Here is a 16806-nt window from a genome sequence, read left to right as displayed (position 1 = left end):
CGCCGAAACGCCCCGTTCACTTCGGCGTGTTCCTAACCCCCATTACCGATTCGCCGATGTCTTCTGCTAACCGATCTGAATCATCGCCCTGGACGTTGGGCTATTGCACCAACATTCATCCGGGTGTGGAAGTGGATGAGATTTGCAAAAACTTGCAAACCATTTCGGCCGAGGTCGCCCGGCGACGAAACGGCAAGCCACGACGACTACCCGTCGGACTTTGGATCGCGTCGACCGCAGCGGTTCAATTGCGGCGTCACGGGATGCAGCCGCTGATCGATACCTTGGCCAAGCATCAGTTGTTGCCCTACACCGTGAATGGATTTCCCTATGACAACTTTCATCAAGACCGTGTCAAGCACGACGTCTATCGCCCCGCTTGGTGGACCGACGAGCGGTTGATCTACACGAGGGATCTGGCCAAAATCCTAGGCGAGTTGTTGCCCGCGAACGTCAACACCGGCACGATCAGCACCTTGCCGCTCGGTTGGCCCAAGCAAATCGATGTGGAGGCGACCGAGGATGACGCCGGTGGGACCGGACAGAAGGTTTGGCGGGACCTCAACGAAGAAGAGTTGCATCACATCGGGACGAATTTTCGCCGTTTGGCTGAGGACATGCGGATGCTCGAAGACCGCACCGGCAAACGAATCGTGATCGCGATCGAGCCCGAACCAGGCTGTTTGCTGGAACGTTCTGAACAGGTCGTCGACTGGTTCAACGAACAACTGCCCGACCCGACGCATCGTCGTTACATCGGCGTCTGCCACGACATCTGCCACGCGGCGGTCATGATGGAAGACCAACGTGAAGTGCTGACTCGCTACGCCGACGCGGGCATCGTGCTCGGCAAGGTCCAAGTCAGCAGCGCGATTGTTGCGGACTGGGAAAAGATACCTTTGACGGACCGCGATGTCGCGTTGGACCAATTGCGACGGTTGGCCGAAGACCGTTACTTGCATCAAACAGGACGACTAACCGCCGATGGACGTTTCGCGTTAGCCGAAGACTTGCCGGAATTATTAGAAGTTCCGCCCACCGACGACCGGCGATGGGTTGTCCACTTTCACGTGCCGATTTTCTTGGAACGTTTCGGGCACCTTGAAACGACCCACAACCAAATCAAGCCGACCCTGCAAGCGATCATCGACTTGACCACACGCGCCAATGATAAGAAGAGTAAAACTCTCAAGAACCTGGAATTCACGGGTCACTGGGAAGTTGAAACTTACGCTTGGTCGGTATTCCCTGATTCGCTCCGCCAAGGCGACTTGGCGATCAGCGATGACATGACTCGCGACCAAGCGATGGCTCGCGACATTGCCCACGAACTGGATTGGTTTGAATCCTGCCTGACCCGTTGATCGAAGACAATCATGGAAACCCAACGCCCCCGACACATTGATCTCGGCGTGAACGTCGACCACGTCGCGACCGTCCGCCAAGCCCGGCGGACGACCGAACCGGACCCGGTCATCGCCGCCGCGCTTGCCGAACAAGGTGGTGCCGACGGCATCACGTTCCACCTGCGTGAAGACCGCCGTCATATCCAAGACCGCGATGTGGAGTTACTCATGCAAACGGTTCGGGTTCGAACGAATTTTGAACTCGCCTGCGCCGACGAAGTGCTGTCGATCTGTTGTCGACTCAAGCCCGATTGGGCGTTGTTGGTGCCTGAAAGTCGCGAAGAGGTCACCACCGAAGGCGGCCTTGACGTGGCCGGCGACAACGGCCGAATTCGCGACGCGGTCGCGCGGATTCGTGACGCGGGTATTCTAACGAGCTTGTTCTTGGACCCCGAACCGAAACAAATCGACGCGGCGATCGCGATGGGCGTCGATGCCGTGGAATTGCACACCGGTCCCTACGCGGTCGCCGATCGTCATCGGGTCGATACGGAATTGCAACGATTGACGCAAGTCGGACACCAGATCACGGCGGCGGGTTTACGCTTACACGCCGGACACGGTTTGACGTACCACAACGTTCGCGCCGTGGCGGTGATCGAAGGGATCGCCGAGTTGAACATCGGTCACTCGATCGTCAGCCGCGCCGTGATGGTCGGCATGAAAGAAGCCGTCGCCGAAATGCGACGCATTCTTGACCAATGCAGTGTGGCGGTTGGGGGATAGCGGTTGGTGGATAGCGGTTGGCTTTTGGCGGTTGGCTTTTGGCTTTTGGCTTACAGCCTCTGGCGTTTCGCGTCGGCGACAATCTGTTTGTTTCAAGCAGTTGCTACTGGGGGGGCAAACGGGAGTTTAAGTTTAAGTTTAAGTTTAAGTTTAAGTTTAAGTTTAAGTTTAAGTTTAAGTTTAAGCCAAAAGCCAATCGCTAATAGCTAACAGCTAACAGCTAAAAGCCCAACTGATCCGAGAGGCGGCGTTCGGCTTCGGTGCGGTGGTACATTGCGTGGATCAGATCGATGTCAATCTGACGCTGAGCGACTTTCCGGCGGGCGAACATCCTTGCTTGCGTGTTGACCATCACCTCGGGCGGCAAGAGCGAGGTCTGGCCGAACAAGCGGGCGTAGTTGACGTAGCTGGGGACATTCCCGGTCACGAACCCATACATCATGCTGCAGACGCCGATGACTTTGCCGGTGAAGATGCCCGTGTTGATCGCGGATTTCGAGTAGTCGCCCATGATGCATCCGAGGAATTGCATTCCCGTGGCGATCCGTTCGTCCCCGTACTCGATGTTGATTTTTCCGTAGGTGTTTTTCAAGTCACTGTTACAAGTGCCTGCACCGAGATTAATCCAACTTCCCAGGTAACTGTGTCCCAGGAACCCGTGGTGTTGTTTGTTGGTGTAAGGTTCGATGACCGAGGCTTCGACTTCGCCGCCGATCTTGGTTGTGTGGCCGAGTGAAACGCCGTCTTTGATCGAGGAGTGCTCGATAACGCGGGTCTTTCGTCCGGCGTACAGCGGGCCTTCCAAAAAACAGAAGGGGCCGACTTGGACGTCGTCGTCCAACACGATCGCACCGCCGGATGTGTGAATCGATTCATACTTGCCGATCGATACGTTCTTGCCCACAAACACACCGTCTTGCAATTGTGAGTAGTCGCCGGTCGCGATCCGGTGTTCGATCGATTCATTGATGCACGTCATGTGAGCGGCGACGACTTCGTGAGGCCAATGAAACGCGTTCCAAGATGCGGACGAAGCGACCCGTTCGGCGGATACCGCGTGACGACACAAAACCGCGTGTAACGAGGGTGCACCGACCGGAGCCGACTCGGATCGTTGAGATTTGGGACGTTGGACCGGCAAACTGGCCTTCTCGGCAATCATCCGCCGTTCCGTTTCGACCGCTTGGGCGACCTCCGCCGCCGGCATCCATGCAGCGATGACGCCGGCTTGACCGGGTGAATCGAGTTCATCGTCCGGTTCGGTTTCTTGTTCGTCGCCGAGCGACATTACGACGGCGAACCGTTCGCCCCGAACCAGTTCGACGAGCCTTTTAAAATTTGCCAGCGAAGGGACCAAGCGGGCGTTCACCAACAGCACATCAGGGCAGTTGGCGGGCGAACCACCTCCCTCGATATCCAACGCCTCCGGGATTGGTTCGAGGGCGTAATCGGCTTCTTGGATCGCTCGCAGGTGCTCGCGGACTTCGCCGGCCAACGTCGCGGCGGGTGTTTGTCGACGTAGTTCGTCGAGCCAATCGATCAGGCGATAGCCAGCACACGTGATCGCGTAAGCGGGACGGGCGTGCGTGATCGGCGCGAGTTTCTCGACGATACGATCTTCAAAGCAAAGGATCAGCATGGAATTGGAGTTGAAAAAAGGGAGTGACTCACCGTAGCGAAAATCGCCAAGACTTTCGGCTAGCGGGCTGTTGATTTAATCGTAACCCGATGCGTCAGCGAGGGATGAATCCATATCAATTATCCCTCGCTTACCGGGCTGTTGATTTAGTCTTCATCGAAACCCGAAGCGTGAGCGAGGGATACATACAAAGGACTTAATGGCGATGAATCCCTCGCTCACGCTTCGGGTTACGATTAAATCGACACGCCCTTACGCAGCGGGTTTCGATGAGGATTAAATCAACCGCCCGCTAGTGTCGGGGCCGAATGTGTTGGCGATTATCGTTATACGATTAATGAGTTTCATCGACCGCTCGCTTAAACGCTTGCTCGAAGAAGCCGTCATGGCGCAGCGTAAAGGGGTTCGTACTGCTCTCGCAAGGCCGCCTCGGCCGGAGTGCCGATCGCGCGGTAGACGTCCCATCCGGGTTTCGCCCGTCCGATCGGATGTTCCGATGTGGGTAATCCTCGCAAGCCCAATCGCAAGCCGCCCTCGTTAGGATGATCGACCGGGCGATGATAGTCGAATGCGACAACGGAGGGACAACGCCGAATCTTCTCGAACGTGTAAAGCAACGCCGCCGCTTGGATCTGCAAACTATCCGGCCGATCTTCCGGCGAGTGGAATCCCTGCTCGCTGAGCAAAACCGGACGGACGGTTCCGTCGGAACGTCGGGCCCGCTCGGTATGCATGAAACGGTCCAAGACCTCGATGTTCTTGATCGAAATCGTCGCCGCGTCAAAATCATTCTCGATGTTGTCGTTCCACGTGTCCGCTTCCCACAAGCTTTCCGGATAGGGATGGAACGCCAAACCCCAAGGGAAGTCGCCTTCGGTTTCGCAGTGCGCCATCAAGGCTTCCATGATCGACTTGGCCGGATACCAACGCCAAGGTTTCGGGTTGCCTTGATTCCACATGTGGGTCAACGAGATGAAGGCCGTCGCGTGAGGGTTTCGATTCCGTACGGCGGCGTCGACGATTCGCATCGATCGAAAATAGTGATCCAAGAACACGTTCATCGGCTGCTCGCCCATGTTCGTCCAGCTCCATCCCGCATCGACTTCGTTGTGGACGATCCAGTGGTCGACGCGACGATCAACGAAACCAGGCTCGGTGCCGTTCCCGTTATCACCTTGCGAATATCGATCGGCAAGAAAGTCACACGTCAGAGTAAACACGTCGACGCCCTCGCCGGTCGTCAAGTTGGGCATCGCGTAAACGCCCGCCGGATCGGCATCGGGATGAACGATCGGCGAACCCGATCGGCTACGAAGCGGGATCAACAAGATGGCCGCGACGGTCAAGTCCGCCCGGCGGAGCATTTCGATATTCCGATCGAGGCCGCGTGTGCGATGGATGTCGTAGTAAACCTCGCGTCCTCGTATCGTGATCGGTTCGTATCCGGGTGCGGGCGTCATGCGTATCAAATCGTTCATGACCACGTTAACGCTGCCGTGTTGTAATCCCAAATCACGGATTTGTTCGCTCGTGAAGCGGACGTCCAAACAAGTCAATCCCTTTGCTGCTTGAAGTGATGGCACCGGCGGCAATGAACGCGCCAGTTCGGGATCTAGTTGATCGGGATAGCGTGCCGCCGAAACCAAGTCGACTTGATCGGCGATTTTTCGGATGACTTGGAAACGAACGCCCGGGTATCGCAGCGGCGCATTCGGCCCCGCCGGGATTTGCACTTCGAATCGATGATTGACGACATCGATCGGATACTTGTCCGACGGCTGTTTCGTGGTGATCGGTAGCGCCGAGATCTCGTGCCCACGTCGTGGTACCAGCCACAGTTGATCGGTCGCAACGCCGGGCTTGACGTGACCTTGGATCAGGATCGATTGATCTTGGTGTTCGACCCGTTCGATCGAAACCGGTTTAGGAGATTGAATGTACTGGTCGATTTGCTCGTCGAGTAATTCCTTCTCGCGACGGATGCGGGACTCCGATTCGAGTTGTTCGCGTTCTTGATCGGTCGCCGGACGCAATCGAACATTTCGAACACTTAAACGAACACCTTTCTTCATGCCCCAATCGATTCGAAAGGGAGTGGGCCGATCGGGATCAAGCGCGGCGGGAGCCAGACGGCTCAAATTAACATGGTAGGTCGTCCAGCCCTCCGACGAATCCACGTTGGGCAGATTCACGAGATCGTCATGGGTCGGATGTCGCCCGGCATAGCCCTCTACACTCGCGACACCTTCGGTGCAAAATGTTTCCATCGACAAGTACCAATCGCGGCCGATCGCCTTGGCGACCGGCAATTCGAACTGAATGAACGGATCGTTCCCGGTCGTGGTGATTAAATACGTGTCATCGACCACCTTGAAGTCGGCGTCATGAACCCGGGCCGCGTGCCAAGAGATGGCAACCGGTTCGTGATCGTCGGCGACGGCCCGGTCGCAAAACAAAGCACAGCAGCTCAAAAAAGCAACGGTGCCGAGGGATCGGCAGATCAATTGGAAGACAGAGGTGGGAGTCATGAGAGAGGGTCGTGGTTGGATCATTGACGCAACACCAAACGCGGCGATATGGCGAGCGGCAGTTGAAAACTACCGGATGTAGCGGGATTCTACTTCTTAATGGTTTGTAGCGTCCCGACTGCTTCGGCGATCGTCGCGGCGCCCAGTTCACCGAGCGCGGCGGGCAACTCGTCGATCAGTCGCATCGACAAGGTGGGATCGTAGTAGTTCGCGGTGCCGATTTGAACAGCGGATGCTCCGGTAACGATGAACTGCATCACGTCATCGAGCGATCCAATTCCGCCGATGCCGATGATCGCGATATCGACGGCCTGGCGTACTTGGTGGACGCATCGCAGTGCGATCGGCTTGATGGCCGGGCCGCTCAAACCGCCCATGCCATTGCCGAGTACTGGTTTTCGCTTGCGCCAATCGACGGCCATCCCTAAGACAGTGTTGATTAAGCAAACCGCGTCGGCCCCGCCATCGGCGGCACCGCGAGCGATCTCCGCAATCTTCGTGACATTCGGCGTTAGCTTGGCGAGAATCGGGACGTCACAAGCGTCGCGGGCCGATTGCACGACCCGACGGCAAGATTCCGCGTTGGTTCCGAAATCGATCCCGCCGCTGACGTTGGGACACGACAGGTTCAACTCGATCGCCGCCACGCCAGCCGAGGTGCCAACCCGGCCGGCAAGATACGTGAAGTCTTCCACCGTGCGGCCGGCCACGCTGACAATGATCGGTGCCGACAGCGTCGCCAAATACGGTAAGTGATGGTCCAAGAATCGATCAACGCCGTCGTTGTCCAGTCCGATCGCGTTGAGCAGTCCGGCGGACGTCTCGACCGTTCGCCAAGGCGCGTTGCCGATCCGCGGTTCAGCGGTGATGGTCTTGGGCAAAATCCCGCCGAGACGATGCAGGTCGACGATGCCTTGCATTTCACGTGCGTAACCGAACGTCCCCGAAGCGACCATGATCGGGTTGGGGAGCGTGAGTCGTCCGAGTTGAGTTTGTAAGTCGGTAGTCAAGTGAAGAGTGAAGAGTGAAGAGTGAAGAGACTATTGATGCGGCGTCTTGCGATTGGCGATCAGGCGTTGGTTAATGTGATGGATGAGTCTTGAGGCGACGTGCGGCTTGTCGCCGGAGATCGTCTCGATCACGTCGCCTTGTTGATCAAGCAGTTCAACATGATTGTCCGCCGAATCGATCGCTTCGGGTCCGTTGCTGACGATCAGGTCGCAGTGTTTTTTTTCAAGCTTCACGATCGCGCGAAAGCGTCGGTCGTCGGTCTCCAGCGCGAACCCAACGACCCATTGATCGTCTCGTTTGGATTGCCCGAGCGTCGCGATCACGTCGGGAGTTTCGATCAACTCGAGTTGCAAGGGCGATCCGTTCTTGGATAGCTTTTGATCGGAGACTTGCTTGGGCATGTAGTCGCAAGGGGCCGCCGCGCCGATCGCGCCGTCGCATTGCAGGAACCACTCACCGGCGACGCGTAACATCTCGTCGGTGGTGACGACGTCGACGACTCTAGCTGCCGCAGGGTACGTGACGGAGACCGGTCCGGACACGATCACGACTTCATGACCGAGGTCCAACGCCGCTTGCGCCAGCGCCGCGCCCATCCGTCCGCTCGAGGCGTTGGTGAGGTATCGGACCGGGTCGAGGTATTGCCGCGTCGGTCCGGACGTGATCAGGATGCGGGCTCGAGTCACGCCGAGGGTTCTTCAGATGGGCTGCCGAGAATCGACGCGAGCAGTTGGTGCAAACGGTCGCCGGTGATATTCATCCGCGCGGCCGCCAAGGCGAACAGTCGTTTTTCGGCTTCGGCGAGATGCCCGTCGGCGGCCATTATGCGAACTAAGTCACCCATCAGGGACTCACGTTGTTCCGCATCGGCGGGCAATTCCAACGCCGCGTCGTCGCCCAATCCGAACGACAACGCGGATTCCAATTCGGCTTGGCCCAACCCCAATTCGACGCAACGTTCGGCGACTAGGTCAACCTCGCGTTGGCCGATGGAACCGTCCGCGAGCGCCATCACGACGAGGTTGCGGAGGTGTCGTTGGCGTTGGGTGTAGGATTGCTCGCTCATCGTGAGCCGGTCTTTCGATAAGGCGTGGAGAGAATTCAATTCCTCCTATGGTAACAAATCGGATTGTTTTCAGTAGACCGGGACGCACCGGCGGAGCATTGGCCAAGCATTACGTCATCAGCGCCGTGACCGCTTGGGCTTTGACGAGTTCACGCGGTTGGTTGAGGTGGTTGTATACGATCGTTTCCGGATCGATGCCGAAGCTGTGATAGATCGTTGCCAACAATTCTGCCGGATGAACCGGATTCTCGATCGGTGCCGATGAGGTCTTGTCGCTCTTGCCGTAAACCAACCCACGCTGAATTCCGGCCCCGGCCAAGACGGCCGTGTAGCAGTACGGCCAGTGGTCGCGTCCGTCGTCGGAATTGTTGTTGCCGCTCGTGCTGACGCCCCGCTGCGGGCTGCGTCCAAACTCGCCGACAGCGACGACGAGAGTCTCGTCGAGAAGACCGCGTTGGTCGAGGTCTTCGATCAACGTGGTCAGACCCGCGTCGAGCATCGGGGCGGATTGATCTTTCATTCGTTTGCTCAGTCCCGTGTGATGATCCCAGGAGTGGTTATCGCTGTTGGCGACCTTCGGCCAGATGACTTCGACGACCCGTGTGCCGGCTTCGACCAAACGCCTAGCCAACAAACAGCTCTGACCGAACGTGTTGCGACCATAAGCGTCACGCAACACATCGTCTTCATCGCTGAGTTTGAATGCGTCTCGGGCACGACCGGAGATGATCAATGACAAAGCGCGTTCGTAGTTCTGATCGAGCTCAAACTTTTCGACGGCCTGATTGATCGCCGGCATTTGTGCGTTGAGTAGTTGACGCAAGTTGGCGCGACGTTGCAATCGAACATCGAAAACTTCATCTCGCAGGGACAAATCATCGGTCCGGATGCGTTGCATTTTTTCCATGTCCATGTCATCGCCGGCCGGATACAGTGTGTACGGATCGAAGGCCTTGCCGAGGAATCCGGCCGTGCCGCCTTTGCCGATCACGTTGGACTCTTGCAAGGGCCGCGGCAGCATCACGAACGGCAGCATCGGTTCATCGAGCGGACGCATCTTGATGATGTTACTACCGAAATTGGGGAAGTCTTTCGGCGATGGCGGCTCAAGTTGTCCCGAGGGGCTGACCTTGTCGGTCGTGTAGCCGGTCATCATCTGGTAAATCGCGGCGGTGTGATTGAACAAACCGTTGGGCGTGTAGGACATCGAGCGGATCATCGTGAACTTGTCGTTGACTTGCGAAAGCCTCGGTAAGTTCTCGGTGAACTGGATGCCCGGAATCTTGGTGCTGATCGGTTTGAATTGGCTCTTCACGTTGTCGGGCACGTTCTCCTTCGGATCCCACAGATCCAATTGGCTCGGCCCGCCTTGCAGATAAACCATGATGATCGATTTGGCTTTCCCCCAACCCGGGCCACCGCCGTGATGGGAGGCGTCATTTGCCGTCGCGGCGCTAGCGGATTGAAGCTTGAGCATCTGCGGCAACGACAATCCGAACAGCGATGCACTGCCGACTCGCAAGAAAGCACGGCGGGTCGATCCCAAGTGGGGATCGCAGAGATCTTTGGCGAGCGGGCCTTTGAAAGAAATCATGGCAGGTTCTCAGGCGGGAGGAAGGGAGAGGTGGGAGAGTCGGATGTTTGCGACAAAGTTGCTATTCGAGCGAGTCCTTCGCGTGCGTCCGGGCGACTCATGATAACCAATTTACGAAGCCGTCACGAGCAAAATAGCCTGCTGCGGGCGGCCGGCGCATAAAAAAACGGGACGTCGCCTGACGGCTTCGTCCCGTTTGTCTTGGATGATTTGACGTCAGTGGAAAGCTTTGCGTCCGCCGTTCGTCAGAGTTCCGGTCGATCGGAATGGCTTAGTAGCGATCGCCACCGCGGTCGCCACCTCGATCTCCACCACGGCCGCCGCCACCGCCGTAGCCGCCACCACCGCCGCCGCCACCACCGTAGCCGCCGCGACCACCGCCGCCGCCGCCGCCACCGTAGCCGCCGCGTCCACCACCACCACCGCCGCCACCACCGCCGGTGCGGGGTGCCCGTGGTCGGGCTTCGTTGACCGTTACGTTCCGACCACTGATGGCTTGGCCATCAAGGTTTTCGATCGCGTCCTTGGCTCCGTCGCCGTCCGCCATTTCGACGAACGCAAAGCCACGACTGCGACCGGTTTCCCGATCCATGATGATGTTGACAGCCGACACTTCGCCGTACTGCTCAAATGCACCCCGAAGATCGTCTTCGGTAGCCGAGAACGACAGGTTCCCTACATAAATATTCGTCACAAAACTAACCTTACAAACCGTCACCAACGAGACAAAATGCCTCTCGCATTCATGGCGTTAACCCTGGAAAACGCTTCCAAACAGGCCGATGCGCCTAGAGTGTGGTGCTCAACTAGTTCGAAAGCCTGAACCATCGTGAACCCGGAGTCAATGCCGAAATGCCCCCGAAAGTCGTAGATTCACACAATCGACACCTTGAAGGGGCGGCGATCCCCCGTGACAATCCGTTCACTTAGGCTTTTTCATGACTTTTACGGGGAGCAAACGATGGATGAATTGATCCAACTTATTACGAAACAGCTCGGAATCGACTCCTCGATCGCCAGTACGGGGATCAGCAAAACGATGGCAATTTTGAAAGATCAGATCGGCGATGATCTGTTCGGTCAGATCGCCGGAGCGATTCCGGGAGTCACCGAAGCGGCCCGATCGGGCGCTGAGGACTCCGGTGGTGGAGCATCCGGCGGCGGCATGTTAGGCAAATTGGCAGGAATGGCGTCGGCGGCGTTGGGAGGCAACGCGGGCGGCGGATTGGAATTGGCGTCGGCACTCAGTGCGGCGGGCATCGACGCGGATAAGCTCGGGCCGTTCATCACGACGATCGTCGGTTTCCTCAAGGAACGACTCGGCGACGACGTCGTCGACCAGATCCTCAGCAAACTACCGATGCTCAAAACGCTGCTCGGTTAGGGCTCAGGTTCTTCGTTTTTTCAAGCACCCTGGTTCCAAGGCTCCGGCCTCTTTACACCCCACAAGTCCTCATGGATTGCTCCCCTGCCAGCTCGTCTGGCAGGAAGCCGAGGTTGGCAAGCTAGACACGAGCCGCAATTCGCCCAACCTTCCGATTTTCACTTGTGCTCGCCGCTTCAAGCGGCGAGCACAAGTGAAAATCGGAAGGTTGGGAGGGCGTCGTTTTCTAGCTGGCGAACCTAATTCACCCACGAGACGAGCTCGTGGGGGTCAAAAAAAATGTGGCCTATCAAGAGGGCGGGAACCTGGGAACGAGTTGACGAGTTGATACGCGGGCATGCGATCGCGTTGCGGGTGATTCGGTGATTTTTTCCGGACGTGACGTTAGGGCAGCATCCCCTTGGCCTGCTGGATCACTGGGGCGGCCCAGGGTTCGTCCAAATAAAGTTGAATCAGCGAAAGGATCATTCGCTCTTTCGCGTCCTTCGGTAATGACTCCGCGACCGCAAGGCGTTCTCGCAACGCGATCAATCGCTCGTCGAGTCTTGATGGCGACGCATCACTTTGGACTAGCCGCTCGAGCTCCTCGCGAGCCAGTTCGGCGAGCCGGCCGGTCTCTCGATCGCGCATTCTTCGGCGGAGTTCATCCACGGGCGTTGATCCGGCGGGCGGCTTGGCGTTCTCCTCCACCAAATTGTTTGCGTCGTCCAGTTCACCTGGACCGGATCGCGGCGCAAACACATTCAGCCATGCGATCAGTTGAGTTCGAGCGGCATCGATGGACGATTCTCGCATCGCCATTGCTTTGTAAAACGACTGGGTGGCAGGTTCCAAGCGTTCAATCCCGCCGGCCCGTCGCGCTGCGGCGGCGATGCGTTTGAGTGTTCGTTCCAGATCGGCTTGCGATTCCCATCGGCGGACCTGTTCGATGCGATCATCCTGAGCGTAATGGATTAAGAATCGTTCGATTTGATTTTCGTGCAGCGTCAGATTGCCATCCGCTTCGGCGGCTTCGATCGATGCGAACAATTCATCGGCCGTCGGGGTGGCAACCGCTCGCGCGAACAAATAAACGCCTCCGCCCAGGATCGCGACCATCGCCGCCACCGACGCCCACTGGACCCACACATGTGTCGAGGAATGGGGAGTGTCGAGGCGTCCCAAAAATGTCGAGGCTTGTTCGTCCGAATCGATGCTTTGAAAACGAGTCTTGGGCGTCTCAGGGTGCCCGGTGACAAAGTCGGTCTCGCCCGCACTGGTTTCCATCTCCGATGACCGTGTCGGCGGCAAGGCTTCGTTGGTGAAATCCGGATCCCCTTGAATGATTAGCGGGTCGTCACCGATCGATTCGTCCGAGACATTGCCACTTGGTTTCTTGGAATGAACACGTGAGCCGTTCTCAGCGTGGCGTCGATTTTCAGTCGACGTGTCAGAATTCGGCGACTGAACGCCGCCACCACCGACCTTGCCCGCGTCGGTTAAGTGGGAGTGATGCGTGTCTGATTCAGGCGTGGGCGGTTCGGATGGGCCAAGCAGATCGCCTCCACGGGTCAATTCGCTCTCCAACGCGACGGTGCGTCCTCGCTGCAAACCGGCACGGGTCGCTTTGAGCCGCTTCATCACCGAAAGAGCCGTTGGCGGTCGACGCTTGGGGTCCTTTTCCAATAAATGGTGGACGATCTCGACGACTTCGTGGGGAATATCGGGGTTGATCAATTCCAGTGGAACCGCCCGCTCGTTCTTGAGCGACTCGATCACTTGGGTCAGTTTCTTGCCCGCAAACGGCGAACGCCCCGCCATCATCGCGTACATCACACTGCCCAGCGCGTACAAGTCAGTACGAGGAGTAACAGGACCTCCATCGGCTTGCTCGGGGGCCATGTAGTCGGCCGTGCCGAGCACCGAACCGGCCATGGTTTGCTCGCCATAGCCGAACAACTTGGTGATGCCGAAATCGACCAACTTGACTTCGTTGGCGGGAGTCAATATCAGGTTGGCGGGTTTGAGATCGCGGTGGATCGCGCCGATGTCGTGGGCGTGTTTGAGTGCCGAGCAAACCTGAATCGCAATATCGACAGTCGGCAACCATCCCATCCGCTTGACCTCGCGGATGCGCTGCTGCAACGATTCGCCGTGGACCAGTTCCATCGAATAGAACAACCGTCCCGCTTCTTCGCCGTATCCGATCAGCCGCACGATACCCGGGTGACGCAAGCGGCGGAGTGTTTCAATTTCGCCATTGAACCGACGCCGAAATCGTTCGTCATCGGCGACGTGTTGGGCGATCAACTTCACGGCGACGACTTCGCCCGACTTCGCATGAGTGGCCTCATACACCGATCCCATTCCGCCCCGCCCGATGACGTTGCCGATGCGATAAGGACCGAGGTATTCGAATTCACTCATGAACTAACTCGCACTCCAATCTTTCCGGGGTTCGGTGGATACTTCCATGCTAACGGATTGGTCGTCGATTAACTTTCGAATCCGATCTTGAACTTGCCGGACCGCTGCGGCGTCGTTGAGCGGACTCAGCGTGACGCGGAATGATTCCGTTTCGCCGCCCTCGAGCCATACTACGCGGTCGTGTTGTTTTTCAAATGAGTAAGGGTTCGGAAAATTCGTCGCCGGCTCCAATCCGGTTACGTAACCGTCGGCGAGATCGGCCGTGTTTTTCCACAGGATAAAACACGGTAAAGTCGACGTTCGAAAGCGGACGTCGAGGCCCCGGCTTGAATCCTTGCTATGCAATAGAGCATGCGACATGCCGGTCTCGTCCGCGACCGGTCGGCCGAAGTAAACTCGCTCGCGGTAACCCGATTGCGGTCCGTCAATCTCGTTCCACCGATCGATCTCTTGGGCCGCATGGTCATCACGCGGGGCGAGATCCTCAAGCGCGATCTGGACTTTGGCACCTTCGCCGAGCACCGGGGCACCGACGTTGATGTGGTAGAGCAATTGACATGCTTGCCGCGAAGAGAGTTCGTTGGTGACGTCGTCGAGCAAATCGACGTCGTTGCGGTCGGCGTGTATCCGGATTCGACTCTTCAATCGGAATCGTTTAAAGAACAACCGTGACTCGATCGTTTCCCCCACCAACTCGACCCGCCCGGACGCTTCATCGAACTCGACCGAAAGTGAATCGGCCGGAGTGTTCGCAATCAACCCATGCAGGGGGCGGAGTAATCTGCCCTGCTCGTCGTGTTCAGGAGCCCCGTTGCTTTCCAAACCACAACGCACGACAAGTTCGTCAAAACCGGACAACCAACCCAACCCGCTCGGTTCGGTCACGTCAACGCGGTTGGGATGAACCGGGCCGACGACGGGCGATTGCCATTGGTAGCGGACCGAGTGTGATTGCATCCTCCAAATCGACATGCCGCGAGTTGGCAGAACATCCACGTGCATCGTTTCGTTGGCCAAGCGAACGATCTCGACTCCTTCGCTGACCCCTCCTCGGAAGACGCCATGGCGGACCGACAAATCGCCGTTTCGGGTCGTGATAGTCAAATGCAGCGGGCTGGATGCGTTCCATTCGATCCGCTCTTCACGGTCTTCGGTGGTCCGCAAAACGATGGATTCGGTCGGCATGAGAGGACTCTATTCTTGTACGGGAAGCGATTCGGACTTAAAACGGGGGCCATCGGAGTGGAAACGCTCACGTCACCGACCATTCTAGCCGATTCCACGCATTTCCTAACTACCTAAACCCCCGCCAAAATCCACCTTAGAAAGCAGATTCGATGAGCAACGTGAAGTTAGACGACGGTCTTGTAAAGGGCGACAGTGTTACCAAATTACTCGATTCGGCCATGGATGCCGGCGAGGGGCTGTTGCGTTTGACTCCGACCTGGGTTCCGCGATCGTTCTTGCATCCGGGCCGTCGCATTAAATTGCACCCGGGCGATTACTACCGTTTCGGTGCCGATCGCGGCGGGATTGACGAACGTTGGTTCGGCAGCACCACCGAAGCGGCCAACGAAGGCCGGGTCTGGCACGAATGGTTTGAGTTTTTGTTTATTCGAAGGCCAAAAATTTTTGCTCAAAGACGCCGTCGCCGAACGCGGTGCCGACTTGGTCGGCGAATCGATCTTCAGCAAATACGATCGTTGGCCGGTGTACTCGAAGTTCTTTGACAACATGGGGCCGATTCCCCATCACATGCACCAATCGTTCGAGGACGCCAAGAAAGTCGGCCAAGAAGGCAAGCCGGAGAGCTACTACTTCCCGCCGCAACTCAACAACGTCGACAATAATTTCGCGTACACATTCATGGGATTGGAACCAGGAACCCAACCCGAAGACGTCCGCCGATGTTTGGAAAACTGGAACGAGGGCGACAACGGCATCTTGGACCTCAGCCGCGCGTACCGGCTCAAACGGGGCACCGGTTGGTTGATCCCGCCGGGCGTGTTGCATGCCCCCGGTTCGCTGTGCACGTATGAACCGCAATGGGGCAGCGACGTGTTCGGGATGTACCAATCGATCGTCGAAGGCCGTTACGTGCCGTGGTCGTTGCTCGTCAAAGACATGCCTGAAGAAAGCCACCAAGACCTCGACTTCATCGTCGGGCAATTGGATTGGGACAAGAACGTCGACACGCATTTCAAAAACAGCAACTATCTCGAACCGATCCGCGACGACAAACGCAGCGGCGACGGCTACGAAGATTTGTGGATCGTTTACGGCACCGTCGACGGCGACCAACTCTTCAGCGCCAAGGAACTGACGATCCAACCGGGTGCCAAATGCGTTCTCAAGGACGGTGCGGCGAGCAGTTGGATCACCGTCCAAGGCCGCGGCCGGATCGGATCGCTTGATCTGCAAACCCCCGCGATGATTCGTTTCGGCGAGAACACGACTGACGAGGTCTTCATCTCGCACCTCGCCGCCACGAACGGCGTCGAGATCGAGAACTTGGGCACCGAACCCCTCGTCGGCCTTCGCTACTTTGGCCCCGACGCCCACACGGATCTTCCCAAAGCGGGATCATAAAACGATCGCCTTAAAGGCGACGAAGCCGCAAACATACAAGCCCGACGCGCCACGGCGTGTTGGTTTAATCGTTTAACGGCAAGCCGCAGGCGACAGAGTTTGAAAACGCAAACGCCTGCGGCTTGCCGTTAAACGAAAACGCCCAAACGTGCACTAAATCAATACGCCGGCCAGCGAGCGGATTCGCTGGCATGTGAGTTTGGAACGAATGCCCTCGCTCGCCGGTTCGTTGGTTTAATCGTAACCCGACGCGTAAGCGAGGGATAGTTCGCCGTTATCCGACGACTATTGATCCCTCGCTCGCGCGTTTTGAAGTTGCGTTTTTTTTTCGTAACCCGCTGCGTAAGCGAGGGATAATTGATATCGACTCATCCCTCGCTTACGCTTCGGGTTACGATAAACCAATGCCACAGGCAAAAGCGCAACTTCAAAACTCGCGCGTCGGGCTTGTATCTCA

At 57.4% G+C, this 16806-nt stretch carries 12 protein-coding genes and 1 pseudogene; 4 read left to right on the top strand and 9 right to left on the bottom strand.

What is annotated here, in order from left to right:
- The first annotated feature begins 56 nt into the window (after window positions 1–56).
- Together eboE and Pla100_RS00200 are read left to right on the top strand one after the other, a co-directional pair.
- Window positions 57–1364 (top strand): metabolite traffic protein EboE, encoded by a 1308-nt coding sequence (eboE, locus tag Pla100_RS00205; RefSeq protein WP_146575705.1) that lies wholly within the window; start codon window positions 57–59, stop codon window positions 1362–1364.
- Window positions 1365–1376: 12 nt separating this feature from the next.
- Window positions 1377–2132, top strand: coding sequence for a pyridoxine 5'-phosphate synthase (locus tag Pla100_RS00200; protein ID WP_146575704.1), 756 nt, complete (start codon window positions 1377–1379; stop codon window positions 2130–2132).
- Window positions 2133–2352: 220 nt separating this feature from the next.
- On the opposite strand, the gene Pla100_RS00190 is transcribed toward Pla100_RS00200, so the two are convergent.
- The 7 genes from Pla100_RS00190 to Pla100_RS00160 form a co-directional block, all read right to left on the bottom strand.
- Window positions 2353–3771 carry a putative sugar nucleotidyl transferase gene (locus Pla100_RS00190; protein WP_146575702.1) on the bottom strand — a complete coding sequence of 473 codons (1419 nt, stop codon included), beginning with the start codon at window positions 3769–3771 and terminating at the stop codon, window positions 2353–2355.
- Window positions 3772–4154: 383 nt separating this feature from the next.
- Entirely contained in the window at window positions 4155–6299 is a 2145-nt protein-coding gene (locus Pla100_RS00185; protein WP_146575701.1) for a DUF5722 domain-containing protein, read from the bottom strand.
- An 89-nt stretch (window positions 6300–6388) separates the two neighbouring features.
- Window positions 6389–7309, bottom strand: coding sequence for a dihydroorotate dehydrogenase (locus Pla100_RS00180; RefSeq protein ID WP_146575700.1), 921 nt, complete (start codon window positions 7307–7309; stop codon window positions 6389–6391).
- A 30-nt stretch (window positions 7310–7339) separates the two neighbouring features.
- Window positions 7340–7978 (bottom strand): phosphopantothenoylcysteine decarboxylase domain-containing protein, encoded by a 639-nt coding sequence (locus Pla100_RS00175; RefSeq protein WP_146576513.1) that lies wholly within the window; start codon window positions 7976–7978, stop codon window positions 7340–7342.
- A 14-nt stretch (window positions 7979–7992) separates the two neighbouring features.
- Window positions 7993–8376 carry a TerB family tellurite resistance protein gene (locus Pla100_RS00170; RefSeq protein ID WP_146575699.1) on the bottom strand — a complete coding sequence of 128 codons (384 nt, stop codon included), beginning with the start codon at window positions 8374–8376 and terminating at the stop codon, window positions 7993–7995.
- Between the two features lie 109 nt (window positions 8377–8485).
- The gene (locus Pla100_RS00165) at window positions 8486–9970 is read right to left on the bottom strand and encodes a DUF1501 domain-containing protein (protein ID WP_146575698.1); all 1485 of its coding nucleotides are present in this window, start codon (window positions 9968–9970) and stop codon (window positions 8486–8488) included.
- Window positions 9971–10241: 271 nt separating this feature from the next.
- A complete protein-coding gene (locus Pla100_RS00160; protein WP_146575697.1) occupies window positions 10242–10664 on the bottom strand; it encodes an RNA recognition motif domain-containing protein in 423 nt (140 codons plus the stop codon).
- A 267-nt stretch (window positions 10665–10931) separates the two neighbouring features.
- On the opposite strand from Pla100_RS00160, the gene Pla100_RS00155 reads away from it, so the two are divergent.
- The gene (locus Pla100_RS00155) at window positions 10932–11354 is read left to right on the top strand and encodes a DUF2780 domain-containing protein (protein WP_146575696.1); all 423 of its coding nucleotides are present in this window, start codon (window positions 10932–10934) and stop codon (window positions 11352–11354) included.
- Between the two features lie 384 nt (window positions 11355–11738).
- Here Pla100_RS00155 and Pla100_RS00150 read toward each other — a convergent pair whose 3' ends face one another.
- Window positions 11739–13760, bottom strand: coding sequence for a serine/threonine-protein kinase (locus Pla100_RS00150; protein ID WP_146575695.1), 2022 nt, complete (start codon window positions 13758–13760; stop codon window positions 11739–11741).
- 3 nt (window positions 13761–13763) lie between these two features.
- The gene (locus tag Pla100_RS00145) at window positions 13764–14945 is read right to left on the bottom strand and encodes an aldose 1-epimerase family protein (RefSeq protein ID WP_146575694.1); all 1182 of its coding nucleotides are present in this window, start codon (window positions 14943–14945) and stop codon (window positions 13764–13766) included.
- A 152-nt stretch (window positions 14946–15097) separates the two neighbouring features.
- Here Pla100_RS00145 and Pla100_RS00140 point away from each other — a divergent pair.
- Window positions 15098–16349, top strand: a pseudogene (locus Pla100_RS00140) (hypothetical protein).
- The last annotated feature ends 457 nt before the right edge of the window (window positions 16350–16806 follow it).

The sequence above is a fragment of the Neorhodopirellula pilleata genome, assembly GCF_007859915.1.
GTDB classification, from domain to species: domain Bacteria; phylum Planctomycetota; class Planctomycetia; order Pirellulales; family Pirellulaceae; genus Rhodopirellula; species Rhodopirellula pilleata.
This window is presented reverse-complemented; position numbering and strand designations above follow the sequence as displayed.